At 68.1% G+C, this 26,068-nt stretch carries 19 protein-coding genes; 8 read left to right on the plus strand and 11 right to left on the minus strand.

The genetic code is table 11. The annotated features are described in order from the left end of the window. Window positions 1-54 precede the first annotated feature (54 nt). The 3 genes from KDK82_RS03655 to KDK82_RS03665 all read right to left on the minus strand — a co-directional run bounded on the left by KDK82_RS03655 (window position 55) and on the right by KDK82_RS03665 (window position 4,286). Window positions 55-2,580 (minus strand): TonB-dependent siderophore receptor, encoded by a 2,526-nt coding sequence (locus tag KDK82_RS03655; protein ID WP_088164039.1) that lies wholly within the window; start codon window positions 2,578-2,580, stop codon window positions 55-57. A gap of 126 nt (window positions 2,581-2,706) precedes the next feature. Further along, window positions 2,707-3,750 (minus strand): FecR domain-containing protein, encoded by a 1,044-nt coding sequence (locus KDK82_RS03660; protein ID WP_088164040.1) that lies wholly within the window; start codon window positions 3,748-3,750, stop codon window positions 2,707-2,709. Then, the gene (locus KDK82_RS03665) at window positions 3,747-4,286 is read right to left on the minus strand and encodes a sigma-70 family RNA polymerase sigma factor (RefSeq protein WP_267908913.1); all 540 of its coding nucleotides are present in this window, start codon (window positions 4,284-4,286) and stop codon (window positions 3,747-3,749) included. Before KDK82_RS03665 ends, KDK82_RS03660 begins: the two co-directional genes overlap by 4 nt. Window positions 4,287-4,487: 201 nt before the next feature. On the opposite strand from KDK82_RS03665, the gene KDK82_RS03670 reads away from it, so the two are divergent. The 6 genes from KDK82_RS03670 to KDK82_RS03695 all read left to right on the plus strand — a co-directional run bounded on the left by KDK82_RS03670 (window position 4,488) and on the right by KDK82_RS03695 (window position 11,549). Continuing rightward, on the plus strand, window positions 4,488-5,126 hold the full coding sequence (locus KDK82_RS03670) for a PepSY-associated TM helix domain-containing protein (protein WP_013801140.1): 639 nt from the start codon (window positions 4,488-4,490) through the stop codon (window positions 5,124-5,126). Window positions 5,127-5,146: 20 nt separating this feature from the next. Next, window positions 5,147-5,674: a DUF2271 domain-containing protein gene (locus KDK82_RS03675; RefSeq protein WP_034396360.1), complete on the plus strand. Its 528-nt coding sequence runs from the start codon at window positions 5,147-5,149 to the stop codon at window positions 5,672-5,674. Between the two features lie 100 nt (window positions 5,675-5,774). Next, window positions 5,775-6,593: a DUF4198 domain-containing protein gene (locus tag KDK82_RS03680; protein ID WP_012206854.1), complete on the plus strand. Its 819-nt coding sequence runs from the start codon at window positions 5,775-5,777 to the stop codon at window positions 6,591-6,593. Between the two features lie 41 nt (window positions 6,594-6,634). After that, a complete protein-coding gene (locus KDK82_RS03685; RefSeq protein WP_088164041.1) occupies window positions 6,635-7,711 on the plus strand; it encodes an FAD:protein FMN transferase in 1,077 nt (358 codons plus the stop codon). 45 nt (window positions 7,712-7,756) lie between these two features. Then, window positions 7,757-9,142 carry a sulfite reductase subunit alpha gene (locus KDK82_RS03690; protein ID WP_088164042.1) on the plus strand — a complete coding sequence of 462 codons (1,386 nt, stop codon included), beginning with the start codon at window positions 7,757-7,759 and terminating at the stop codon, window positions 9,140-9,142. Window positions 9,143-9,371: 229 nt separating this feature from the next. Then, a complete protein-coding gene (locus KDK82_RS03695; RefSeq protein WP_088164043.1) occupies window positions 9,372-11,549 on the plus strand; it encodes a TonB-dependent receptor in 2,178 nt (725 codons plus the stop codon). On the opposite strand, the gene KDK82_RS03700 is transcribed toward KDK82_RS03695, so the two are convergent. From KDK82_RS03700 to gabT, 3 genes are all read right to left on the minus strand, one after another. Continuing rightward, window positions 11,537-12,514: a ketopantoate reductase family protein gene (locus KDK82_RS03700; RefSeq protein ID WP_088164044.1), complete on the minus strand. Its 978-nt coding sequence runs from the start codon at window positions 12,512-12,514 to the stop codon at window positions 11,537-11,539. The genes KDK82_RS03695 and KDK82_RS03700 overlap by 13 nt on opposite strands. 105 nt (window positions 12,515-12,619) lie before the next feature. Further along, complete coding sequence (locus KDK82_RS03705; RefSeq protein WP_088164045.1) at window positions 12,620-14,077, minus strand: NAD-dependent succinate-semialdehyde dehydrogenase; 1,458 nt, start codon at window positions 14,075-14,077, stop codon at window positions 12,620-12,622. Between the two features lie 30 nt (window positions 14,078-14,107). Continuing rightward, the gene (gabT, locus tag KDK82_RS03710) at window positions 14,108-15,418 is read right to left on the minus strand and encodes a 4-aminobutyrate--2-oxoglutarate transaminase (RefSeq protein WP_013801148.1); all 1,311 of its coding nucleotides are present in this window, start codon (window positions 15,416-15,418) and stop codon (window positions 14,108-14,110) included. A gap of 139 nt (window positions 15,419-15,557) precedes the next feature. Here gabT and KDK82_RS03715 point away from each other — a divergent pair, with 139 nt between their 5' ends. Next, the gene (locus tag KDK82_RS03715; protein ID WP_043819137.1) at window positions 15,558-17,066 is read left to right on the plus strand and encodes a PLP-dependent aminotransferase family protein; all 1,509 of its coding nucleotides are present in this window, start codon (window positions 15,558-15,560) and stop codon (window positions 17,064-17,066) included. Window positions 17,067-17,107: 41 nt separating this feature from the next. Next, a complete protein-coding gene (locus KDK82_RS03720; protein WP_088164046.1) occupies window positions 17,108-17,614 on the plus strand; it encodes a GNAT family N-acetyltransferase in 507 nt (168 codons plus the stop codon). An 85-nt stretch (window positions 17,615-17,699) separates the two neighbouring features. Here the strand turns inward: KDK82_RS03720 and KDK82_RS03725 are convergent, their stop codons facing one another. The 5 genes from KDK82_RS03725 to KDK82_RS03745 form a co-directional block, all read right to left on the minus strand. Next, complete coding sequence (locus KDK82_RS03725; protein WP_088164047.1) at window positions 17,700-18,179, minus strand: CYTH domain-containing protein; 480 nt, start codon at window positions 18,177-18,179, stop codon at window positions 17,700-17,702. A 149-nt stretch (window positions 18,180-18,328) separates the two neighbouring features. Next, window positions 18,329-20,767 (minus strand): RNA polymerase sigma factor RpoD, encoded by a 2,439-nt coding sequence (gene rpoD, locus KDK82_RS03730; RefSeq protein WP_088165427.1) that lies wholly within the window; start codon window positions 20,765-20,767, stop codon window positions 18,329-18,331. 263 nt (window positions 20,768-21,030) lie between these two features. Further along, complete coding sequence (gene dnaG, locus KDK82_RS03735; RefSeq protein WP_088164048.1) at window positions 21,031-23,064, minus strand: DNA primase; 2,034 nt, start codon at window positions 23,062-23,064, stop codon at window positions 21,031-21,033. A 41-nt stretch (window positions 23,065-23,105) separates the two neighbouring features. Further along, window positions 23,106-25,328, minus strand: coding sequence for a HAMP domain-containing sensor histidine kinase (locus tag KDK82_RS03740; protein ID WP_088164049.1), 2,223 nt, complete (start codon window positions 25,326-25,328; stop codon window positions 23,106-23,108). Continuing rightward, entirely contained in the window at window positions 25,325-26,050 is a 726-nt protein-coding gene (locus KDK82_RS03745; RefSeq protein ID WP_012206841.1) for a response regulator transcription factor, read from the minus strand. Before KDK82_RS03745 ends, KDK82_RS03740 begins: the two co-directional genes overlap by 4 nt. Between the last annotated feature and the right edge of the window lie 18 nt (window positions 26,051-26,068).

Here is a 26,068-nt window from a genome sequence, read left to right on the forward strand (position 1 = left end):
GCAGTCCGGCCCGCGCGGCTCTGGGGTCCCAGGGCCGGTGCGGTCCCTCGGCGCTCAGAAGTCGTAACGCATGCTCACGTTGACGCTGCGTGGCGCGCCCCAGGTGTAGTACAGGCCCTGGGCATTGAAGTTGGTCACGCCCGAGAAATAGTGCTTGTCGAACAGGTTGTTGACGTTGGCCGCGATGCTGAGATGGCGGTTGATCTGGTAGCGCGCCATCAGGTCCATCACCCAGTAGGCGTCCTGGCGCAGCGTGGCGGCGCCGCGGCTGGTGGAGATGGCGCTTTGCCAGCGCGCGGCGCCGCCCACGGTCAGGCCGGACAGCGCGCCCTGCGCGAAGCGGTAGGTGGTGCCCAGCTTGAACTGGTGGCGCGGGCTGGTGGCGGCGTTGTCCAGATTGCTGTTGATGGTCACGTAGCTGCCCTGGGCCTGCCAGCCCTTGGCCAGCTCGCCGGACAGTTCCAGTTCGAAGCCGCGCCTGCGTGCGCCCTGGACCGCGCGGTAGGCCGTGTCGCCATTGGGCATGAGCCCGTCTTCCACGGCCGTGTTGTCGGTGCGCATCCAGAAATGGGCGACGCTGGCGTTCAACCGCTTGTCGAAGAATTCGCCCTTGGCGCCGATCTCGTAGGTCAGGCCCTCCTCGGGCGGCAGGGTGCGTTCCTGCAGATCCTTGGCGCTTTGCGCCTTGAAGATGCTGGCGTAGCTGCCATACAGCGAGATGTTCGGGCTGACGTCATACACCAGGCCCGCATAGGGCGTGACCACGCCGTGCTCGCGCATGTTGTAGTTGTACCAGCTGATGTCGGTCACATCCTTCTGGTCGTAGTTGGTCACGCGCAGGCCGGCGATCAGCTTCAGCGGATCGGCCAGATTGAGGCGTGCCGCGCTGTAGAGATAGCTGCGCTTGTTGCTGAACAGGTCGTTGGAATAGGGGATGTTGTCCGCTGGCGCCGGGATGGCTGCGCCGCCCTGGCTGAAGTCCACCTGCGGCAGGTCCAGGCCGGGGCGCGCGCCGCGCAGCAGCGTGGTGCGGTTGCGTGCGGCGCCCGCGCCCACCAGCAACTCATGCTGGCGGCCGAACAGCGTGAACGGGCCCTGAACGTCGATGCTGATGTTCTGGTTGCGGGACTCGATGTCCTTGTAGGCCGCGAACTGGGCCGAGCTGGGCAGGGCGTAGCGCAGCAGGCCGACCTGCATGTCGGGCGTCTTCACCTCTTCATGCGACATCTGCAGCTTGGCCTTCCAGCCGCTGGCAAAGCGGTGCTCCAGGCGCGCGAAGCTGTTGAGCGACTCCTGCTCGTAGCCCGACCAGGGCGCGGCGATGTTCAGCGAGCGCGGCATCCAGCCGACGAACTGGCCGGTGCCCGTGTAGCCCTGGATGGGCGTGGTGCCGCCCGAGCCGCGCAGTTCGCGCTGGCGGTAGGTGATGCCGGCGCTCAGCAGGGTGTCGGGGGTGAGGTCGTATTCCAGCGTGCCGTACAGCATGGAGCTGTTGCTGTGCTGGTGGTCGCGGAAGCTGTCGCCGCTCTTGCGCGAGGCCACCAGGCGGCCGCGCAGGCTGCCTTCCTGGTTCAGCGGACCGGCAATGTCGGCATCGGCACGGTAGGTGCCCCAGTTGCCCGCGCTGGCCATTACGCTGGCCTGGAAGTCGCGCGTGGGGCGCTTGCGGATCAGGTTGACCGTGGCTCCGTAGGCGCCGTCGCCATTGATCAGGCCCGACGAGCCCTTGAGCACTTCAACGCGGTCGATCTCGGCCAGATCGTCCAGCGAGTACATGATGTGCGTGTTCCAGCCCCAGCCATTGGTGAGCTGGCGGCTGCCATCGGTCTGCAGGTTGACGCTGGAGCCGCGCACGTTGAAGGTGGTCATCTCGCTTTGGCGGACCACGGCCACGCCGGGCGTCTGCTCCAGCACGTCGGTCAGCGTCTCCAGCTTGAAGTCATCCATGCGCTGGCGCGTCATCACGCTCACCGACTGCGGCGTCTCGCGCAGCGACAGGCCCAGGCCCGTGGCCGTGCTGCTGGGTCCGGTCGCGGTGTAGGCGCCCGTGCCTTCCGTGGCGCTGCCGACCTCGGCCTTGGCGGTGACGCGCACCTCGCCCAGCGTGGTGGCGCCCACGGCTGAGGCGGCAGGCGCTGTCGAGGACGCAGGCGATGCCTGCGAGCGGCGCAGCGTATAGCCGCCGTTGCCCGAGGTCGCGGCCGCCAGGCCCGAGCCCGCCAGCAGGCGGGTCAGCGCCTCGGCCGGCGCATGGCTGCCCTGCAGGCCCGGGCTTTGCAGATCGCGCACCAGCTCGGGCGTATAGGCCAGCAGAACGCCCGAGGCCTTGGCGAAGCGCGTGAGCGCGGCCTCCAGCGGTCCTGCCGGAATGTCGTAGGCCTGGGCGCGCTCGGTACTACCTGTCTGGGCCTGGGCCTGGGCCTGGGCATTCGCGGGCAAGGGCAGGGCGGACAGGCTGGCCAGTGCGGCGGCCAGGGCCAGGGTCAATGCGGACAGGTGGAACACGGGCGCAGGTTGCGCGGGGCGGAGGACGCGTGCCGCCGCGGTAGCGAGGCGGCGCTGGTGATGGAGGTCGGACATGTTGGTGCGGTCTTTGGATCAGGGAGGAAACATGGCGCCGCAAAGCGCCTCTCCCCTGCTTGTCACGCGAGATGGGAAAAGGTACAGACCGATGTCACCGGGCCGGGTTGTCCCGCCGCCTTCTCTTCACGCCGGACCTATGCGCACCCAGTAGCGCACCGGCACATGGATGCGCACGGGCAGCACCTGTACCAGGGACTGCAGGATGCGATCCGTATCGGCGAGCGGGAAGACGCCTGACAGGCGCAACCCGGCCACCTCGGGTGCCAGCGTGATCAGCCCGGGTCGGTAGCGGCGCAGTTCGTCGATGAAGCGGTCCAGGCGCATGTCCGAGGCCACGAGCACGCCTTCATCCCAGCCCGGCCCCTCGCCGGCCGCGCCGGCCGGCAGCGCCTGCGTGGCACTGAGCCTTGCGGCTTCGCCGCTGTCGACACGCAGCAACTCGCCCGTGCGACTGCGGGCCTCGACCGCACCCTCGAAAACGGCCACGCGCGTATCCGCAGTCTCCATGTCATGGCGCACCGTGAAACGCGTGCCCAGGGCGCGCAGCCTGCCCGCGGGCGTGTCCACCACAAAGGGGCGCGCGGGCTGGGCCGTGTCATGGGCGGTGGTGACCATCAGCTCGCCGCGCAACAGCAGCACGCGGCGCAGCTGGTCGTCGAAGGCAAGGTCCACGGACGTCTCGGTGTTGAGCAGCAGCTGCGTGCCATCGGGCAACTGCAGGGAGCGCCGCTCGCCCTTGGCGGTGCTGACATCGGCATTCCAGGCCTGCCAGGGCAGGCGCTCATGCGCAGTCCATGCCGTAGCACCTGCGCCGGCCAGGCCAGCGACGCTGGCCAGCAGGCGGCGGCGTGACTGGGCGGTCTTGAGGCTGCGCGCCAGCGTGGCCGTGGCAAGGGGGCCATTGAGGGGACCGCTGTCCGGGCGTGCGTCAGGCAGCCTGAGCCGCGCATTCGTGGCCTCGATGCGCTGCCAGGCCCGCTCATGCAGCGGATGGGCCGCGCGCCAGTCCAGCCATTGCGCGCGTTGTTCCTCTGTGCACTCGCCTGACCACAGCTGCACCAGCCAGTCCACGGCGCTGTGGACCACGTCAGGCGGCAGCGCGTGGTCGGCACTATGGGTGGAGCCATCGGCGCCATGGACGCGCCCGGCAGCGCAGCGCTGTGTCATGCCGCATGTTCCGGGAAGTAGCAATGCCTGATGGCGCGCGCCATGTACTGCTTGACCGAGCTGACCGAGACCTGCAGCAGCAACGCGATCTCGGCATAGGCCATGCCGTCCAGCTGGGCGTGCAAAAAGGCCGCGCGCACCTTGGGCGGCAGGCCGTCGAGCAGGCGGTCCAGCTCGCACAGCGTCTCCAGCACGATGGCGCGTTCCTCGGGCGAGGGCGCCAGCGGCTCGGGCTGCAGCGCCAGCGTGTCCAGATAGGCTCGTTCAATTTCTCGGCGGCGCAGGTGGTTGGCCATCACGCGCTTGGCCACCGTGGTGAGGAAGGCGCGGGGCTCCCGGATCTCGGACAGTTCCGTGCGGGACTCCATCACGCGCACGTAGGTGTCCTGTGCGAAATCTGCCGCATCGCCTGCATGGCCCAGCCGGCGCTGCAGCCAGGTGCGCAGCCAGCCATGGTGCTGCTGGTAAAGATGGGCAAGGGCCTGGTGGGGAGTCACGGCGGGACAGGACACGAAGGGTGAAGATGAGAGATGCAAGTGATAAGCATTCTTATTTTACTTTGGGTGATGCTGGCACCGCCTTGGCGTGGCGCACGATTAAGCCGGTAAAGCTTGTGTAAATGCGATCAATTCTTATTTGTGGGCGGTAGAATCCCCGGGCCTTTCCTTTCCTGGGCTCCCGTGCCCGCCATCCGTGATGGTTGACGCCGCGTGGCGCTGCCGCCTTTTTCTGTTGCGATGACATCCCCCAAACCGGACCCTCGGCGCCGTTCCTACTGGCTCAAGACACTGCACGAGTGGCACTGGGTCAGCTCCGCGCTGTGCCTGATCGGCATGCTGCTGTTCGCCGTCACGGGGTTCACGCTCAACCATGCGGGGCAGATCGAGTCCAAGCCGCGCATCGTGCGTGGCGAGGCGGCATTGCCCGATGCGCTGCGCGTGCAGTTGGTCCAGCAGCAGGCCAGCCAGCCGCGCGACCGGGCGCCCGTGCCTGCGCCGTTTGCGGACTGGGTGCGCGGCCAGTGGGGCCTTGAGGCCGAGGGCCGCGAGGCCGAATGGACGGCCGACGAACTGTACGTCTCCCTGCCACGCCCTGGCGGCGATGCCTGGGTGCGCGTTGCCCTGGCCGATGGCGAGGCCGAATACGAGCGCACCGACCGGGGCTGGATCGCCTATCTGAACGACCTGCACAAGGGCCGCAACACGGGCGCCGCCTGGAGCTGGTTCATCGACATCTTTGCCGCAGCCTGCCTGGTGTTCACCGTCACGGGCCTGTTCATCCTGAAGATGCATGCAGGCAATCGCCCCTTCACCTGGCCCATGGTCGGCATGGGGCTGGTGATTCCCATGCTGCTGGCCCTCCTGTTGATCCACTGAGAACCGAAAGAGCCTTGCCAATGAATCCGCACTTCTCTCTGCGCTACACCATGGCGCTTGGCGCCTGCCTGGGCGCGGTCCCGGTCTTTGCCGCCGGCCTGAACGTGGGCGTGGAAATTCCGCGCCTGGATGTCGCCGAATACCACCGCCCCTACGTGGCCGTGTGGATCGAGCGCGCCGACGCCTCGGTGGCCTCCACGCTGTCGGTCTGGTACGACGTGAAGATGCGCAATGCCGAAGGCACGAAGTGGCTCAAGGACATGCGCCAGTGGTGGCGCCGCACGGGCCGTGACCTGACCCTGCCGATCGATGGCGTGACCAGCCCCACGCGTCCCGTGGGCAAGCACCAGCTGAGCTTCACCGAAGGCGCCAATCCCTTCGCCAAGCTGCCGCCCGGTGAATACAAGCTCGTGGTCGAGGCCGCGCGCGAAGTCGGCGGCCGCGAAGTGGTCACCGTGCCCTTCAAGTGGCCCGCGGCCAAGGCCGAGCAACTGAGCGCCAAGGGCAGCAGCGAGCTGGGCGAGATCAGCGTCGAGCTCAAGCCTTGAAATTGAAAGCCGCCGAGGCGCTGCGCGCCTTCCCCCTCACGAGGGGGACGACGCCATCGCTGCACGTGCCAGACCCATCCACGAACCAAGGAGATTTTTCATGAAGTCCAAGACCCGCTTTGCCGTCCGTCTGGCTGCCAGCCTCGCCATTGCCTGCGGCGCCTTCCAGGCCGCCCAGGCCCACAACCTGTGGCTGCTGCCCTCGACCACGGTGCTGTCCAAGGCCGAATGGATCACGGTGGATGCCGCTGTCTCCAACGACCTGTTCTTCTTCAACCACGTGCCGCTGGGCCTGGACAACCTCGTTGTCTCGGCGCCGGACGGCTCGGCCGTCGCGCCGCAGAATGCCCATCGCGGCAAGCTGCGCAGCGTGTTCGACCTGGACCTGCAGCAAAGCGGCACCTACCGCCTGGCCATCGTCAACGACGGCCTGTTTGCCTCCTGGAAGGACAAGGCCACGGGCCAGAACCGCCGCTGGCGCGGCTCGCCCGAGAAGTTCGCCGCCGATGTGCCCGCCGACGCGCAGGACCTGAAGGTGACCCAGTCCGTGGGCCGCATCGAGACCTTCGTGACCGTGGGCAAGCCCAGCGCCGTCAAGCCTTCCGGCAAGGGGCTGGAGCTGGTGCCCGTGACCCATCCCAACGACCTGGTCAAGGGCGAGAAGGCCACCTTCGCCTTCCATGTGGACGGCAAGCCCGCCGCCAACCTGGAAGTCGTGTTGGTGCCCGGCGCCACGCGCTACCGCGACAACAAGGGCGAGATCAAGGCCACGACCGACGCCAAGGGCGAGTTCAGCGTGACCTGGCCCACCGCCGGCATGTACTGGGTGGATGCCGATGCCCAGGACAGCAAGACATCGCTGCCCCAGGCCAAGGAGCGCCGCCTTTCCTACGTGGGCACGTTCGAGGTGCTGCCCTGAGCCTTGCGTCCCCACCCGGGGCTCCGTCTGCGCCCGCGCCCGTGCGCGTGAGCTTTGCGCCCGCCCTGTTGCAGGGCAGCGCAGGCCGGGGCCTTGCCGCGCCTGTGTCCACAGGCGCGGCGTCCTTTGCCGTCTCCGGCTACGCGCCGCAGGCCGTGCGGCGGGCAGATCCCGCCGCGCTGCAAACACTCACCGGCGAGGCCATGGGCACGACCTGGAGCGTACGCCTGCACAACCCGGATTTCCGCCCGCTCAATGAGGCGCGCCAGGCCATAGAGGCTGCGCTGGCCCTGGTCGTGCGCCAGATGAGCAACTGGGAAGCCGGCTCCGACATCTCGCGCTTCAACCGCGCCGAGCCCGGCAGCTGGCATGCACTGCCGCCCGAATTCTTCACCGTGCTGACCTGTGCGCTCGATTGGGCGCAGGCCAGCGGCGGCGCCTGGGACCCTACCGTGGGGCCGCTGGTCGATCTGTGGGGCTTCGGCCCGCGTGCGGAAAAGTCGCAGTGCGCCGGCATCCCCGATGCCGATGCGCTGCGGCGGGTGCGCGAGCGCGTGGGCTACCCGCGCATCGTGCTGGACCTGGCAGGCCGGCGCGCGCTGCAGCCCGGCGCCGTCCATGTGGACTTCAGCGGCATCGCCAAAGGCTATTCGGTGGACCTGGTCGCCGAGCGCCTGCAGGCGCTGGGCCATACCGATTTCCTCGTCGAGGTGGGCGGCGAGCTGCGGGCCTGTGGTCAGCGCCCTGGCAACCAGCCCTGGCGCGTGGCCGTGGCCAGCATGGCGGACCAGTCCACGCCGCTGGCGCTGCCGCTGCGCGACATGGCCATCGCCACCTCGGGCGACCACTGGCATGCCTTCGAGCAAGGCGGGCGCCGCTACTCCCACACCATCGATCCGCGCAGCGGCGAGCCCGTGGCGCATGGCCTGACCAGCGTCACCGTGCTGCATGCCGAATGCATGCAGGCCGACGCCCTGGCCACCGTGCTCACCGTGCTGGGGCCGCGCGAGGGCCTGGACTTTGCCGAGCAGCGCGGCGTGGCGGCGCTGCTGTGCGAGCGCACTGCCCAAGGCCCTGCCATGGCGATGACAACGGCTTTTGCCGCGCTGCTGCCGTGAGCGTTTCCTTCCCTTTTTCCGCCGTGTAGATTCCCGGTCCTCGCCATGACCTTGTCCGAAACCGGGCTGCGCGTACTCGCAGCCGCCGTGCTGGTCCTGCTCTATGCGGCCATGTGCGCCGCCATCTGGTGGCGCGAGCGCCGCCAGCGCATGCGGACCCTGCAGGAAGCGGCTGCGCTGACCAGCGCACGCGAGGGCGCGCTGCCCCTGCTCGTGGCCTATGCCAGCCAGACCGGCCAGGCCGAGGAGCTGGCGCGCGAGACCGCACGGCTGCTGCACACGGCCGGAGAAAGCGTGCACCTGTGCGCCCTGGACGCTGTGGATGCCGACCTGCTGGCGCGCACGCAAAGGGCGCTGTTCATCGCCAGCACCTATGGTGAAGGCGACCCGCCCGACAACGCGGCGCTGTTCCTGGCGCACGCCATGGCCGATGCACGGCCGCTGTCCCATCTGCAATACGGTCTGCTGGCGCTGGGCGACCGGCAGTACGCGCAGTTCTGCGGCTTTGGCCGCGCGCTGGACAGCTGGCTGCGTGCCGGTGGCGCCAGGCCCTGGTTCGAGCGCATTGAAATGGACAACGGCGCGCCGCAGGCGCTGACTGCCTGGCAGCACCAGCTGACCCAGATCAGCAGCCTGGGCGACATGCCGGCATGGGAGCAGCCGGTCTTCAGCGAATGGACGCTGGCCGCGCGCCGGCACATGAACCCGGGCAGCGCAGGCGAGCCGGTGTTCCACATCGAGCTGCAGCCCCCTGCAACGGAGCCCGCGCTGTGGGAGTCCGGCGACCTGGCGCAGGTCTGCATTCCTGCGGACCCGCAGCATCCGCGCGAGTACTCCATCGCCTCCATTGCCCAGGATGGCTGCGTGCACCTGCTGGTGCGCCAGGCGCGGCGCGAGGATGGCTCGCCGGGCCTGGCCTCGGGCTGGCTCACGCAGGGCGCGCCCCTGGGTGCAGCCATCACCCTGAGGCTGCGTGCGCACCGCAATTTCCGGCTGGAAGACAACCTGCAGCGCCCGCTGGTGCTGATCGGCAACGGCACGGGCCTGGCCGGCCTGCGCAGCCACCTGCGCGCGCGTGCTGCGGCGGGCCTGGGTCCCAACTGGCTGCTGTTCGGCGAGCGCAATGCGGCGCACGACCGGCTGTACGGCGACGAGCTTCAGGCATGGTGCGATGGCGGCGTGCTGCAGCGCCTGGACCTGGCCTTCTCGCGCGACCGCAGCGAAGGCGCGCCGCGCGGCTACGTGCAGGACCTGCTGGCGCAGTCCGGCGATGTCTTGCGCCAATGGGTGGCGCAGGGCGCAGCCATCTACGTGTGCGGCAGCCTGCAGGGCATGGCCCAGGGCGTGGACCAGGCGCTGCACGCCGTGCTGGGTGAGGCGCAGATGGACCAGCTGGTGCGCAGCGGCCGCTACCGGCGTGATGTGTATTGAGGTGGTGAGAGCAGCTTGCGCCAGCGCAAGCATTGGTGCCGTCAGCGCTTTCTGCTCCTAGGAACGTAGCATCCGTGCGACAGATAAATCCTATTGTGATCATGAGAATGGAAATTATTCTCAATGTTCATATAATTTCGTTACATATCCCCATCCCATCGCATAACCAATCATTTCAAAGCGAGTTGCACGGGCCCCACAGCCCGTTTTCCGTTTCTGGAGTGTTTGCATGTCGTATCGCGATCTGCGCGGAGTTCTTCCGTCGCGTCCTTCCCATCTGGCCCTTGTGGTGGCTGCCGTCTGCGCTTCGGGTGCCGTCTCTGCACAGACGGCAACAGGCAATGCCGCGCCCGCCACGGAGCTGCGCGAAGTCGTGGTCTCCGCCTCGGGTTTCGAGCAGGACATCAAGGAGGCACCGGCCTCCATCACCGTCATCCCGCGTGAGGAACTGGCCAAGGGCCGCTTCGGCAGCCTGACCGACGCGCTGGAAAGCGTGGAGGGCATCGACGTGGGCGCCCCAGCAGGCAAGACCGGCGGCCTGAACATCAGCATCCGTGGCATGCCCAGCGACTACACGCTGGTGCTGATCGACGGGCGCCGCCAGAACTCGGCCGGCAACGTCACGCCCAACGGCTTTGGCGAGACGCAGACCAGCTTCATGCCGCCCATCGGCGCCATCGAGCGCATCGAGGTCATCCGCGGCCCCATGTCCACGCTCTACGGCTCCGACGCCATGGGTGGCGTGATCAACATCATCACCCGCAAGGTCGGCAAGACCTGGACGGGCAGCGTCAGCGCCGACTACACGCTGCAGCAAGAGTCGGAGTTCGGTGACATCAAATCCGGCAAGTTCTACCTGAGCGGCCCCATCAAGGAGGACCTGCTGGGCCTGTCGATCCGCGGCAGCACCCAGCGCCGGGCCGCTTCGGACATCACCTATGCGGGCGCCAACGGCCAGCCAGCCGTTCCCATCATGGGCGGCAACCCCGTCAAGTCCGAGATCAACAACCTGGGCCTGCGCTTGGCGCTCACGCCCAACAGGTACCACGACATCACGCTGGACCTGGACTCGGGCCGCCAGACCTATGACAACTCGCAGGGCCAGTTGGGTACGCTGGGCACGGGGGGCTACAGCCCCGAGCAGAAATACAACCGTGACCAGCTCACGCTGGCCCATACCGGTCGCTACGGCTTCGGAACCTGGGACACCAGCTTCATGGTCAACAGGACCGAGACCATCGGCCGGACCATTCCCCGGGGAACCCCGGGCGCGACGCCAGGTGCCGCGCGCACGCTGGAGGTGGAAAGCAAGGTACTGGACAGCAAGCTGGTCCTGCCCTGGGGTGCCCACCTGACCACGCTGGGCGGCCAGTGGTGGGATGCCGAGATGAAGGACGGCGTGGCGCCGAACAAGTTCGCCTTCACGCAGAAGGCCCTGTTTGCCGAAGACGAATGGAGCCTGACCGACGCCTTCAAGCTCACCATGGGCGCGCGCTATGACCGCCACAGCCTCTTCGGCGGCAAGCTCAGCCCGCGCATCTACGGCGTGTGGAATGCCGCGCCGCAGTGGACCGTGAAGGGCGGCGTCAGCAACGGCTACAAGACGCCGCGCGTGGAGCAGCTGGCGCCCGGCATCAACGGCTTCGGCCAGCAGGGCCGCCTGCCGCTGGTGGGCAGCCCCAACCTCAAGCCCGAAACCAGCCGCACCACCGAACTGGGCGTCTATTTCGACAGCCCCACGGGCTTTGCAGGCAGCGCCACGGTGTTCAACAACGAGTTCAAGGACAAGATCACCAGCGGCCCGGGCCTGATCAACTGCGACTTTGCGGCAGCGCCCAACCGCCCCGGCTGCGTGAGCTTCGGCGACTGGCCGCTGGTGGATGCCTTCGGCCAGTCCATCAACGTGGACGAGGCCGTCACGCGCGGCCTGGAGCTGAGTGCGCGCATGCCGCTGGCGCGCGGCTGGAATGCCAGCGCCAACTACACCTTCACCAGGAGCGAGCAAAAGAGCGGCCCCAACCGGGGCAACCCGCTGAGCGACACGCCCAAGCATGCGCTCAACGCCCGCCTGGACTGGGAGCCGGGTGCCCAGTGGAACCTGTGGCTGCGTGCCGAATACCGCAGCGAGCGCTTCCGCGACCCCGGCACCAGCGCCAGCTCCCAGGCCGCCAAGGCCGCGCTGGGCAACTACAAGGCCTATACCCAGTTCCACCTGGGCGGCAGCTACCGCGTGAGCAAGCAGTTCACCATCAACGCGGCCATCTACAACCTGTTCAACAAGGATTTCGTGGACTACCAGCCCTACAACGTACCGGGCCAGGTCCAGGGTACCGTGATCTTTGGCAACCGCTACGCGAACAACCAGGAAGGCCGCCGCCTGTGGGTGTCCGCCAACTACGAGTTCTGAGGCGGGTTCCGGGGCGCCTGGCTGGCCTGCATGCGTGAAGGGGCCAGCCTGACCAGCACCTGCAGCGTGCGGTTCAGCGGCACGGGCACGCCCAGGGCCTCGCCGCGCCGCACCACGTAGCCGTTCAGGTGATCGATTTCGCTGGGCTTGCCCAGCGCCAGGTCCTGGGCGGTGGACGAAAACTGGCCCGGCATGGTGGCCGGCAGGCCGCGCACGGCAGCGGGCACGTCGCCGGGCAGGGCCACGCCGTCGGCCCTTGCCACGGCCAGGCATTCGGCCACCACGTCGTCCACCACGTGCGCCACGCCGGGCGCCTGCACCAGCGGGCCGTAGGGCAGCTGGCACAGCGCCGACAGCGCGTTGTAGGCGCAGTTGATCACCAGCTTGGCCCACAGCGCGCCGCGCACATCGGGCGATACCTGCACGGCAATGCCCGCGGCACCAAATTGCCGGGCCACCTGTTCGCTGAGTGCAGAGGGCGCGATGACCAGCTCGCCACGCCCGAAGTGGCGCACATGGCCGGGACCGGCCATGGCCGTGGCCACATAGACCACGGCGGCCGCCACGGCAACGGACGGGCCCAGCACGGCGCGCACGCGCTCGTCGTTGTCCACGCCGTTTTGCATGGTCAGCACCAGAACGCCCGGCGCCAGGTGCGGCTGCATCTCGCGGGCCGCTTCCTCGGTGGCCGTGGACTTGACGCAGAACATCACCACATCGGCATCGCGCACGGCGCTGGCCTCGGTCGATGCCTGCATGGGCACCTGGATGTCCAGCGCCGCCGTCTCCAGCCGCAGGCCATGCTGCTGCACGGCCTGCACATGGGCGGGACGGCCAATCAGCGTGACCTGGTGGCCGGCGCGTGCCAGCAGTGCGCCGAAATAGCAGCCCACGGCGCCTGCGCCCATGACGGCGATGCGCAGTGGCGCGGTGGGGGAGGAGGGGCTGGCGGAAGAAGCGTCCATGGTGCGAATCGGATAGGCCTTTGATGGCGCCCAGTCTAGCCAGGCTGCCGTCAAGGGCCCATGCTGTCTTCCCTGCCGGGGGGCACTGCGGACTTCAGGCCGTGCTCATGCCGTCTGCAGGCACAGGTACTTGGTTTCCAGGTATTCCTCGATGCCGTGGCGCGAGCCCTCGCGGCCCAGGCCGGACTGCTTGACGCCGCCGAAGGGCGCGACCTCGTTGGAGATCAGGCCGGTATTGATGCCCACCATGCCGTACTCCAGCGCACGCGATACGCGCCAGATGCGGCGGTTGTCGTTGGTGAACAGATAGGCGGCCAGGCCGTAGATGGTGTCGTTGGCGCGGCGCACCACTTCGTCCTCGTCATGGAAGCGGAACAGCGGCGCCAGCGGGCCGAAGGTTTCCTCCTCGCAGACCCGCATGCTGTCGTTCACATCGGCCAGCAGCGTGGGCTCGAAGAACAGCTGGCCCGGCACCAGGCGCCTGCCACCGGCCAGCAGGCGTGCGCCCTTGGACAGCGCGTCGGCCACATGGCTTTCCACCTTCTGCACGGCGGCCTCGTTGATCAGCGGGCCATGCGTCACGCCGGGCTCCAGGCCGTTGCCGACCTTGAACTCCGCCATGGCCCGCGCCAGGCGGCGGGCCAGTTCGTCATGGATGCGGTCGTGCACATAGATGCGGTTGGCGCATACGCAGGTCTGGCCCGCGTTGCGGAACTTGGAGGCCAGGATGCCGGCCACGGCCTGGTCGATATCGGCATCGTCGAACACGATCAACGGTGCATTGCCGCCCAGCTCCAGCGACAGCTTCTTGACCGTGTCGCTGCACTGGCGCATCAGCAGCCGCCCGGTGGCCGTGGAGCCCGTGAAGCTGAGCTTGCGCACCACGGGGCTTTGCGTCAGCGCCTGGCCGATGTCCTGCGGGTGGCCGGTCAGCACCTGGAAGACGCCGGCTGGAATGCCGGCCTCCTCGGCCAGCACGGCCAGGGCCAGGGCCGTGAAGGGCGTGCTTTCGGCCGGCTTGACCAGCATGGTGCAGCCGGCGGCCAGCGCCGGGCCGGCCTTGCGCGTGATCATGGCGGCCGGGAAGTTCCAGGGCGTGATGGCGGCGCACACGCCAATGGGCTCGCGCAGCGTGAGCAACTGCTGGCCGGCCGTGGGCGACTGCAGCAGTTCTCCGTCCACGCGCTTGCCTTCCTCGGCAAACCATTCGATGAAGGAGGCCGCGTAGGCGATCTCGCCGCGTGCCTCGGCCAGGGGCTTGCCCTGCTCCAGGGTCATCAGCCGCGCCAGATCGTCCTGGTGCGCCAGCATCAGGTCGAACCAGCGGCGCAGGATGCCTGCGCGCTGCTTGCCCGTCAGCGCGGCCCAGGCGGGCAGGGCGCGCTGTGCGGCGGCAATGGCGGCTTCGGTCTCGCCGGCCTGCAGGGCAGGCACCTGGCCCAGGCGCTCGCCCGTGGCGGGGTTGAAGACGTCGATGGCGGGGCCGGAGCCCACGGCTCGCCAGCCCTCGGCGAGCAGGCAGGCCTGGCGGAACAGATCGGGGCGTTGCAGTGAAAGACTCATGGTGCAGCAGGGTGTGGCTGGGATGGGGATTCAGGCGGCGACTGGCTGGGACGCGCTCTGGGTGATGGCGCTGTCGATGATGTCCAGGGCCCTGGCGAACAGCGGCTGTGGAATCGTCAGCGGATAGAGAAAGCGGATGGCGTTGCCGTACAGGCCGCAGGTCAGCAGCAGCAGGCCCTGCTCCTGCGCGTGCCGGACGACGGCGGCCACGCGCTGCGCGTCGGGCTCGCCGCTGCCGGGAAGGCGGAACTCCACGGCCAGCATCGAGCCCAGGCCGCGCACGTCGGCAATGCCGGCATCCTGCGCCTGCAGGGCTTGCAGGCGCGCGCGCAGCTGGTTGCCCAGCGCGTGGGCGCGCTCGCACAGCCGTTCTTCATCGATCACGTCGAGCACGGCATGGGCTGCGGCCACGGCCAGGGGGTTGGCGGCATAGGTGCCGCCCAGGCCGCCGGGGTGCGGCGCGTCCATGACGGCCGCGCGGCCCACCACGCCCGAGATCGGCAGGCCGCCGCCCAGGCTCTTGGCCATGGTGATCAGGTCGGGCTGCACGCCGTAGTGCTCCATGGCGAACAGCTTGCCCGTGCGAGCGAAGCCGGTCTGCACCTCGTCGGCGATCAGCAGCATGCCGTGCTGGTCGCACAGCTGGCGCAGGCCGGTGAACAGGGCGGCAGGCACGGGGTGGAAGCCCCCTTCGCCCTGGACGGGCTCCACGATGATGGCGGCCACGCGCTGCGGGTCCACCGAGGTCTTGAGCAGCATGGCAATGGCGTCCAGCGACTGCTGCACGCTCACGCCCGCCTGCTCGCTGGGGAAGGGGGCGTGGAAGACTTCGCCCGGCATGGGGCCGAAGCCCTGCTTGTAGGGCGCCACCTTGCCCGTCAGTGCCATGCCCAGCTGGGTGCGGCCATGGAAGGCGCCCTGGAAGGCGATCACGGCCGAGCGGCCCGTGGCATGGCGCGCGATCTTGACGGCGTTCTCCACGGCCTCGGCGCCCGTGGTGAAGAAGGCGGTCTTGGCCGGGCCGTCGATGGGCGCCAGCGCATTGATGCGCTCGGCCAGCGCAATGGCGCTTTCGTAGGGAACGATCTGGAAGGCCGTGTGCGTGAAGCGCTCCAGTTGCTGCTGCACGGCCTGGACCACGCGCGGATGGCGGTGGCCCGTGTTGAGCACGGCAATGCCGGCCGCGAAATCGATGTACTGCCGGCCCTCGGCATCGGTCAGCAGGGCGTTGTCGGCCTGCACGGCATGGAAGCCGCACATCACGCCCACGCCGCGCGGCATGGCGGCGTTGCGCCGGTTCTGGAGTTGCTGGTTCGGGGAAGAGGCGGTGGCGCTGGACATGAGAGGGTTCTCCGTTGATGGGGATGCAAGGCTTCCCGTTATAGTGGCCATTGGTTCCATGACTGGAGCCATCTTTTGAAAAGATGGTGGTGCCAATTGAGCGCGCCTCCACCTCTATCCTCACTCCACCAAGGCAGGCATGGCAAAACCCTCCGTGTGCGCGGATCTCATCCTCCAGATGGACTGGCGCGGGCTGGGCGGCGACCGCACCCATCTCAACCGGGGCCTGTACCTGGCCATCCGCCAGGCCATAGACAGCGGGGCCCTGTTGCCGCGCAGCCGTCTGCCTGCCTCGCGTGACCTGGCGCGCGAGCTGGGCGTGTCGCGCAACACCGTCAACCACGCCTATGAGCAGCTGCAGGTGGAGGGCTATGTGCGCAGCCAGGTGGGGCGGGGCACGCATGTGGTGGACACCCTGCCTGCGGCCTTGCTGCTGAGCGGCGGGCGTGCGCCCGCACGCCGCGCCACCGCCGCGGCGCCCGCACCGGGCGGCGGCCTGTCTGCACAGGCGCAGGCCCTGCTGAAAACGGCCCAGGCCTCCGAGCAGCAATGGGGCGCCTTCATGCCCGGCGTGCCCGACGTGACCGAATTTCCGCGCGCCACCTATGCGCGCATCCACAACCGCCTGCTGCGCCACGCCGGGCCGCAACTGCTGACCTACGGCACGCGCGGCGGCGTGGACGCGCTCAAGCAGGCCCTGGCCGAGCACCTGCGCGTGGCGCGCTCCGTGGACTGCGGGCCGGGCCAGGTGCTGATCACCGAAGGCGTGCACCAGGCCATCGACCTGGTGGTGCGCAGCCTTGCCGATCCCGGCGACTGCGTGTGGATGGAGGAGCCCGGCTACTGGGGCATTGCCAACGTGCTGCGCATGCAGCACGGGCTGCACCTGCACAGCGTGCCCGTGGACGAGGAGGGCATGCAACTGCCCGAAGGCCTGCCCGCGCCCCGGCTGATTTTCGTCACGCCCTCGCACCAATATCCCTTGGGTGCCGTCATGAGCATGGCCCGGCGCCGTGCGCTGATTGCCTATGCGCGCCGCGTGGGCGCCTGGATCGTGGAGGACGACTACGACAGCGAATTCCGCTTCTCCGGCAGTCCCGTGCCCAGCATGCAGGGCATGGAGGAAGGTGCGCCCGTGATCTACATAGGCACCTTCAGCAAAACCCTCTATCCGGGGCTGCGCATGGGCTACATGGTGCTGCCACCGGCCCTGGCCGAGCCCCTGCGGCGCATCCATTCCGAGCTGTACCGCGAGGGGCACCAGCTGCCCCAGCAGGTGATTGCCGAGTTGATCACCGAAGGCCACTACGCCGCCCACATCCGCAAGATGCGCCTGCTCTACGGCAAGCGCCGCCGCATGCTGCTGTCCCTGATCGAGCGCTACCTGGGCGCCGACCACCTGCCCTGGGTGGAAAGCAGCGCAGGTCTGCATTTCGTGATGCAGCTGCCGGGCCAGGACGACGATGTGGCGCTTGCCGAGGATCTCCGGCAGGCGGGCATCTTCGTCAAGCCGCTGTCGCGCTATTACGCAGGCCCGCACAAGCGGCGCGGCCTGCTGCTGGGATACGCCTGCGTCTGTGAGGAGGAGATCGGTGCCGCCTTCTTCCGTATGCTGGCGGTGCTCGCAGCCCGGCATGGCCGGGGCTGAGGTTCTCTTTCCCAACCCCTTTGCCTGACGCAGAAGGCTCCATGATCTCCATCCGCCCCGTTGATCCCCATGAATGGCCGCAGTACCGCGATATCCGCCTGCGTGCCCTGCGCGATGCCCCCGACGCCTTCGGCAGCACCTGGGCGGCAGAGGCTGCAAGGGCTGACGCGGACTGGGCTGCACGGCTGCAGGCCGCTGCTGCCGGGGGCAGGGACAGGGTGCTCTTCGCCGTCAACGGCGGCCAGGCCTGCGGCCTGGTCTGGTGCAAGCTGTGTGCCCCCGAGCCCGGCGTGGCCGATCTTTTCCAGATGTGGGTCGATCCCGCCGTGCGTGGCCGGGGGGCGGGCCAGGCCCTGCTTGCGCAGGCCATCGCCTGGGCCTGGCACAAGGGCATGCAGCGTGTGCGGCTGGGTGTGACCGATGCCGACTCTCCCGCCATGCGCCTGTACCTGGCGCATGGCTTTCGGCCTGTGGGCGGGCTGCAGCCGCTGCGCGAGGGCTGCGAACTGCGGGTGCAGACGATGGCCCTGGACCGGGCCGGCGGCTGAACCGCTGCACAGCGCAGGCAGTTCCGGCAGTCAGTCCCGGCAGTCAGTCCCTATAGCCCCGGGGCGTCCACAGGGCCGTCCTGCGTCAACCCGGCAGCAGGGCCGGCGAAGGCAACTGCCGGGTCTTGGCCAGTTGCGAATTGCTGTAGCGCAGGTCGGCGGTAACCTCCGCGCCCAGCCAGGCGGGTGATGGCGGCTGGATATCCTCGCTCGCCAGTTCGATCTCGGCCGTGACCAGGCCGGCCAGGGGGCCTTCGAACACATCGACCTCGAAGTCGAAGCCGTCCACCGGCACGATGTAGCGCACCTTGTCGATGGCGCCATGTGCGCAGTGCTGGGCCAGCAGCGTCTCGGCATCGGCCAGCGGGATCTGGTATTCGAATTCGGCGCGGCTCATGCCGCGTGCCGGGCCCTTGAGCGTGAGAAATCCGGTGTCTCCGGCGATGCGCACCCGCACCCACATGCCGTTGTCGGCGATGTATCCCTGCGCCATGCGCACGCCGGTCAGGCCTGCCACGATGCCAGGGTCGGCCACCAGGTATTTGCGTTCGATTTCGAGAGCCATGCTGTTGCCCGTGCAGACAAAGGCGGCAGTCTATCGCGCCACCGTCGCCCTGCCCGGCAGATGGCCCGCCACAAACAAAAAGCCCCGCAGGGGAGTGCGGGGCTTTCCAGGGGGCGGTTGCCGGCCCGGAGGCCGGCATCCACAGCGCCTTACAGCGAGTCGATGAAGCTGCGCAGCTTGTCCGAGCGGCTCGGGTGCTTGAGCTTGCGCAGGGCCTTGGCTTCGATCTGGCGGATGCGTTCGCGCGTGACGTCGAACTGCTTGCCCACTTCTTCCAGCGTGTGGTCAGTGGACATTTCGATGCCGAAGCGCATGCGCAGCACCTTGGCTTCGCGCGGGGTGAGGCCGTCGAGGATGTCCTTGACCACGTCGCGCAGGCCGGCCTGCATGGCGGCGTCCACGGGAGCGGTGTTGTTGGTGTCCTCGATGAAGTCGCCCAGGTGCGAATCGTCGTCGTCGCCGATCGGCGTTTCCATGGAGATCGGCTCTTTGGCGATCTTCATGATCTTGCGGATCTTGTCCTCGGGGATCTCCATCTTGGCCGCCAGGATGGACGCATCGGGCTCGAAGCCGAACTCCTGCAGATGCTGGCGCGAGATGCGGTTCATCTTGTTGATGGTCTCGATCATGTGCACCGGGATACGGATGGTGCGCGCCTGGTCGGCGATCGAGCGCGTGATGGCCTGGCGGATCCACCACGTGGCATAGGTCGAGAACTTGTAGCCGCGACGGTATTCGAACTTGTCCACCGCCTTCATCAGGCCGATGTTGCCTTCCTGGATCAGATCCAGGAACTGCAGGCCGCGGTTCGTGTACTTCTTGGCGATGGAGATCACCAGGCGCAGGTTGGCCTCGATCATCTCCTTCTTGGCGTCACGGCTGGCGCGCTCGCCATCGTTCATGCGCTTGTTGATGCGCTTGAGCTCGTCCAGCGGCACGACCACGCGCGATTGCAGGTCGATCAGGTTCTGCTGCAGCTCCTGCACGGGCGGGATGTTGCGCTCCAGCACGTTGCTCCAGGGCTTGCCGGCCGCGACCTGCTGCACCACCCACTGCAGGTTCAGCAGGTTGGGCGGGAACTGGGCGATGAAGGTCTCCTGCGGCATGCCGCACTTGTCCACGATGATCTTGCGCAGCTCGCGTTCCTTCTTGCGCACGTCATCCACCTGGGCGCGCACGAGGTCGCACAGCTTCTCGATGGTCTTGGCCGTGAAGCGGATGGTCATCAGCTCTTCGGTCAGGGCCTTCTGCACCTTCATGTACACGGGCGTGCCGTAGCCGTCCTTGTCGTACACCTTGTGCATCTTGTCGAAGTTCTCGCGCATGGCGTCGAAGCGGCGCAGCGCCTCGTTCTTGAGCTCTTCGAGCTTCTTGGTCAGCGCCTTGGAGCCGCCCTTGCCGTCGTCGTCGTCCTCTTCGTCGTATTCGTCGAAGTCTTCTTCGGCCACGTAGTCGTCGTTCTCATTGGCGTTGACGAAGCCGTCGACGATGGTGGAGATGACAACCTTGCCTTCGCGGATTTCCTCGGACATGGCCAGGATCTCGGCGATGGTGGCAGGCGAGGCCGAGATGGCCTCCATCATGTCCATCAGGCCGCCTTCGATGCGCTTGGCGATTTCGATTTCGCCTTCGCGCGTCAGCAGCTCGACCGTGCCCATTTCGCGCATGTACATGCGCACGGGGTCGGTGGTGCGGCCGAACTCGGAGTCCACCGTGGACAGGGCGGCTTCGGCCTCTTCCTCGGCTTCCTCTTCGGTGGTGGCGGACTGGCCCGTGTTGTTCAGCAGCAGGGTTTCCGCATCGGGCGTCTGCTCGTAGACGGCCACGCCCATGTCGTTGAGCATGGAGATCACGACTTCCAGCGTCTCGGCATCGACCAGCTTGTCGGGCAGGTGGTCGTTGATTTCGCTGTGCGTCAGGTAGCCGCGCGTCTTGCCCAGCTTGATCAGCGCCTTCAGGCGCTGGCGGCGGGTGGACATTTCCTCTTCGGTCAGGACGGTTTCGTCCAGGCCGAATTCCTTCATCAAGGCGCGTTCCTTGGCCTTGCTGATCTTCATGCGCAGGGGCTTGACCTTTTCAGCCGGGGCCGAAGTGGTCTCGACCTCGACTTCCACTTCGGTCTCGACCTCGGACTCGCCTTCACCTTCGCCGTCGATGTCGCCATCGATATCGGACAGGTCGGCATCATCGATGTCGTCGCCTTCCTTGGCCTTGGGCTTGCGGCCGCGCTTGGCGGGGGTCTTGGCAGCGGCGGTGGAGCTTGCGGCTGCCTTGGCCGGCGCCTTCTTGGCGGCGGCAGGCTTCTTTTCGGTCTGGGCGGGGGCGTCGTCGCCTTCGGCTGCCTTCTTGCGGCCGCGCTTGGGGGTCGCGGCGGCGAGCAGCTCGTCGGCCATGGCTTTGAGTTCGGCTTGGGACTTGGTTACCACGTCGGTATCTTTCTTTGCTTTGGCCGCAGATGCGGCGCTCTTCGGTCCTGCAGCGGCTTTGCCGGCACCGGCCTTGGCCGGGGCTGAAGAGGTTGTCGAAGTCTTGGGCTTCGCTGGAGCTTCGGGGGCCTGCTTGGACTTCACGGACTTTGAAACGGGCATGAACACCTCACGGTCAGGAGCGAACACACACAAAGGGAAACTCAAACAAGCGCCGCCTAGGCGCACGCGCGGACGGACTAGGTCCGCCAGGGAAGCGAAAAACGTTCCAGGCAAGATGTCTGGGCGAACATTTGGTGTGCAGTCCTTGCGGGAAATTGGGCCGTGCAGTTGCTGCAATCACGTGAGTTCTTCACGGGGCCCGGTCCGGAGGTGCTGCTGTCGCTCTTGCCGATAGCCCCTAATTATATCTGCTTACCTCGATTTCAAGAGGAAGTGCGCATCTGGTTTTCCAGGACCTGCTGTCGGGCAAAGAGATCGCGATAGCGCTGGGCGGCGCTGGGGTCCCGTGCCATGTCGCGCACGGCTTCGTCGATCTGGGCCTTGATGTGGTCGATGACGATGCGGTTGAGCACGCCGCGCAGCTCGCGGCGCAGCTCGGACAGCTCGCCTTCGGGATGGGCGTGGGGGCCGCTCATCAGCTTGTCGGCCAGCACTTCATGGGGCAGGCCGCGCAACTGCTCGCGCAGCACGGCGAAGGGCCGGGGGCCGGATTCCTGGAACTGTGCTTCCATCCAGCGGAACAGCGCGCCGTGCCCGGCGGCGCAGCGCGCCAGCGCCTCGAAGTCCTCGTGGGTGAGTTCTTCCATGAACTCCATGTGCGCCATGAGCAGGCGCGCCGCCTGGTCCGTGCGCGTGGCAGGGGCTACGCGCGGCCCCATGGGCGGCGGGTTGAAGTCGCTGCGGCCATTCTTGTCCCAGGGCTTGCGAGGCCAGGGCTTTTTGCCGCCGCGCCCGGGCTCGCCTGCGCGCCAGCCGCCTGCGCCGCCGCCCTGGCTGGCCCGCTCGGGCCAGCCCGAAGGCGCGTTGTATTCGGCCGGCTGGCCCCAGTCGGGCGCGGCCGGTGCATGGCTGGCCTGGCCCGGATGGTGGGCGCCACCGGCCATGGAGCCCCGTGCGGGGCCGCTGCGGGCGGCTTCCTGCGACCACAGGTCCGAGAGATCGCGCGCATCCAGCTGCACGAGTTCGGCGATCTCGCCCAGCAGCTGGCGCTTGAGCGCGCCGTCGGGCAGGGCCGTCCACAGGGGGCGGGCATTGCTGGCCATGTGAGCACGGCCTTCGGCCTGGCCCAGGTCGCAGCCTTCGCTGGCCGCCTCGATGAGAAAGCGGCTCAGCGGCAGCGCGTCGCCCACGTAGCGGGCAAAGGCTTCGCTGCCGTACTCGCGGATGAAGCTGTCCGGGTCATGCTCGGCGGGCAGGAAGAGGAATTTGACGCTGCGCGTGTCGCTGGCATAGGGCAGGGCCGCATCGAGCGCCTTGCGCGCGGCGCGCCGGCCCGCCGCGTCTCCGTCGAAGCTGAAGACGACGGCTTCGGTAAATCGAAACAGTTTGTGAATGTGGTCGGGCGTGCAGGCCGTGCCCAGCGTGGCGACGGCGTTGGCAAAGCCCAGCTGGGCCAGGGCCACCACGTCCATATAGCCTTCGGTGACCAGCGCATAGCCCATGTCGCGCAGGGCGGTGCGGGCCTCGAAGAGGCCGTAGAGCTCGCGCCCCTTGTGAAAGACCGGGGTTTCGGGCGAATTCAGGTATTTGGGCTTCTCGTCGCCGAAGACGCGGCCGCCGAAGCCGATGCACTCGCCCTTGACGTTGCGGATGGGAAACATCAGCCGGTCGCGGAAGCGGTCGTAGCGCTTGTCGTCGCCCTCGCCAACGATGACCAGGCCCGATTCTTCGAGCTGCGGATCGTCGTACTGCGGGAACACGCTGGCCAGCGACCGCCAGCCCGCAGGCGCGTAGCCCAGGCCGAAGCGCTTGGCGGTCTCGCCCGAGACGCCGCGGCGCTTGAGGTAGTCGATGGCCTGGGGCGATGCCTTGAGGTGCTTGCGGTAGGCGTCGCCTGCCTTCTCCAGCACGTCGGTGAGGGTGGCCTGTTTCTGCTTTTGCGCAGCCTGGCGCTCGCGCTCGGCGGGGCTGATGTCGTCCTGCGGCACCTGCAGGCCGACCTGGCCGGCAAGATCCTGCACGGCTTCGACGAAGCCCATGCCGGCATGGTCCATCAGAAAGCCGATGGCGTTGCCATTTTTTCCGCAGCCAAAGCAGTGATAGAACTGCTTGCTGGGACTGACGGTGAAGGAGGGCGACTTCTCGCTGTGGAACGGGCACAGGCCCATGAAGTTGGCGCCGCCCTTCCTGAGCTGCACGTAGCGTCCCACGATATCGACCACGTCGACGCGCGAGAGCAATTCCTGGATGAACGATTGGGGAATGGACACCCGCGTATTGTGCCTTCGCGGGGCCATCCGGCCGTGCCCCGGGGGCACTGGCCGGCGGTGCCCGGCCCTCAGCCCAGGCGCTGGAAGGTCAGCGTGAAGGCCACGCCATCGCGCGTGTTGTGCGCCTTGATCGTGCCGCCCATCTTCGCCATGTAGGTCCTGGCCACGAACAGGCCCTGGCCCCGGTGCTCGGCGCTGCCGGCGGCCGCCGGCTCCTGGGGGGCGGACACGCCCAGCTCGAAGATGCGCTCCAGCAGGTCCTCCGCAATGGTGGCGCCCTGGTTGTGCAGCGTGGCGCTGGCGGCGGACTCCGAGGCCGACAGCGACAGCGTGATGGCCGTGCCCGCGGGCCGGTAGCTGTCGGCATTGCGCAGGATGTGGGTGACCACGTCTTCCAGCGCAAACTCGTCGGCGCGCACGATCACGGCGCCCGTGCCGTCCCTGTTCCCGCCCCCTTCCCCGCTCCCGCCTTCGTAGACCACATTGGCAATGCCCGCAAAGTGCGCGTTGGCGGCCACGTGGGACAGGAAGGCGTTCAGGTCCAGCCGGCCTTCGGGCACGTTGGCGGCCTGCAGCGCCTCGGCCGGCGATGCCGTGCCGTAGAGCACATGCACGGCCTGCTGCATGCGCTGCACGTAGCGGTGGCCGGGGTCGTCGGGCCCGTAAAGCACCATCAGCGATTGCAGGGGCGACATGATCTCGTGGCCCACGGCATGCCACATGTCGCGTTCCTGCTGGGCGCGCAGCTGTTCGCGCTGCAGGTCGTCCTTCACGCGCTGCAGCAGGTCGGCCAGGCCGCCGGCCAGAATGCCCAGCTCGTCGGAACCACGAAGGTCCGACACTTCGAGGTCGCCCAGGCGCGGGCCGACATGGCCGTCCTGCACGTTGTACGACACGGCGGCGGCGCGCCGGGTGAGGGCGGTCACGCGGCGGATCAGCCCCAACTCGACGATCAGCCAGGCCAGCGCAATGGCGGCCAGCATGGCGCCCAGGTACCAGGACAGGCGCGTGGCCACGGCGGCCAGGCCCTGCTCCACATCGCGCGGGTGGCCGGTGAAGCTGACGGTGTAGTTGCCCGTGGGCGTGTCCAGAATGTCCTGGCCCGTGGGCACGGCCGGGGTCATGGTGGCGGCGGAGACGCCGGCCGCATCCAGCGGCAGCCAGCTGATCAGGCGCAGCAGCCAGGGCGCCGACGGCGCGGCCTGCACATCCACGCCCTTGAGGGTGATGGCGCTGGCCTCGTCGGCACCCACCTTGCGGATCTGCACGCGCTCGCCCGGCAGCAGGCTGCGCGAGATGTCGTTGAGCGAGGCCGCAAGCTGCGCCCCAGGCGAGTTGCTGTCGAACAGCGGCGGCTCCGTGTCGCCGGGGGCCAGCATTTCCACTCGCACACGCATGCTGCCCAGGTCTTCAGGCGGCCAGACGGGGCGCACGTCCCTGCGGAACAGGGCTTCGCGGAACAGCTCGACCGGCAGGCGGATGGAGTAGTGCGTGCGGCGCAGGCAGTCGGCTGCAGGTGGTGTCTTGTCATTGCCCCCATGGCCCTGCACGCCAGGCGGCAGGTCGCGGCAATGGCCGTTCTGCCAGAGCCAGCCACGGAAATCGCGCACGGGCCGCGCGCGGGCCTCAAGCTGGGGCGTGCCGTTATCCACAAAGCCGGTGAGCCGGCCGTGCTCGCCGTTGCCGGACTTGTTGCCCTGCTGCGGCATGGCCTCATAGGGCGCAATCCAGCGGTAGGTGCTGCCGCGCATGTCCAGCGTGATGCGGGCGCGGTGCGCCTGGGCGGGCTCGCGCGAGCCGCGCTCGCGCGGTGTCAGCTCGCCTGCGAAGAAGCTGCCCACCAGATAGATGAATCCGCCTGCGTAGGGATTGTTGCCAATGGCTGCGCACAGCGAGGCGCCATCGGGATACTGCACCGAGCAGCCGGCCATCTCCACGGCCTGCTGGGACTTTTGCGGATCGTCGAAGTCGATGGCCGCATAGGGCAGCAGCAGCGGCGCCAGCGGCGTCACGCCCTGGCCCAGGTGGCCGGCGTTGAGCAGGGCCAGCCGGCCCGAAGGATGGCGCAGCCGCGCCATGACCTCGGCCTGGCTGCGCACAAAGCCGTGCTGGTAGGCCTGCCAGGCGCGTTCCTTCTCGTCCTTGAGCACCACCACGCTCAGCGCCACCGTGGCCACGGCCAGCAGCACGAACACGCCGCGCAGCAGGATGCGCTGGCGGAAGGCGGCCAGGCCCAGGCGCGGCACTTCCAGCCGGGGCAGCTCCAGCCTGGGGTTGAGCAGGCGCTTCATGTGCGGACGGCGGCGCCGGCCTGGCCCACCCAGCGAAAGCCGCGCATGGGCACGTTCTCTATGCCTTCGAAGCCCGGGTCCACCTCGCGCAGGGCCTCGCGGATGGTGCTCACGTGCTTGCGCACGTTGTCGCGGTTGCGGCCGCTTTTGACCACCTCGAACAGCTCGTCGTAGGACACCACTTCGCCGCTGCGCTGGTGCAGCGTGGCCAGGATGCGCTGGGCCGTCAGCGGCAGGTTGATGCGCTCTCCGCGCCAGGTGGGCGTGCGCTGCCACAGCGGGTCCAGCACCAGGGCGTCGCCTGCAGGCGCTGCGGCTGCCTGCGCGGCCACGGGCGCCGCACGCTGCGTGGTGCGCAGGATGTCCAGGAAGGTCTCGATGAAGTCCGCCTCCTCGAAGGTGGTCTTTTGCAGGTAGTCCCAGGCGTCCAGCGCCTTCATGATGCTGCGGTAGATGGCGGCCGGCATGGCCGAGACCACCAGCACCGGCGTGCCCTGGCCCAGCTTGTTGATGGCGTTGATCAGGGCCACGCCCGCGTGGCGCTCGCGGCCCAGCTCGATGTCCAGCACCACGGCGTCGTAGTGCTCGCGCGCCAGAGCGGCCTCGGCCTCGTCGCGCGTGAACCACTGGTCGATCACGATGCCGCTGCGCGCACTGCGTATCCATCCCGCCAACTGGTTGCTGGTGGGCAGGTCGTCTTCGATCACGGCGATACGGGTCATGGGGCTGTGCAGTGGTGG

Origin of the sequence: Delftia sp. K82 (assembly GCF_002193035.1) — a bacterium.
GTDB lineage: Bacteria > Pseudomonadota > Gammaproteobacteria > Burkholderiales > Burkholderiaceae_C > Comamonas > Comamonas acidovorans.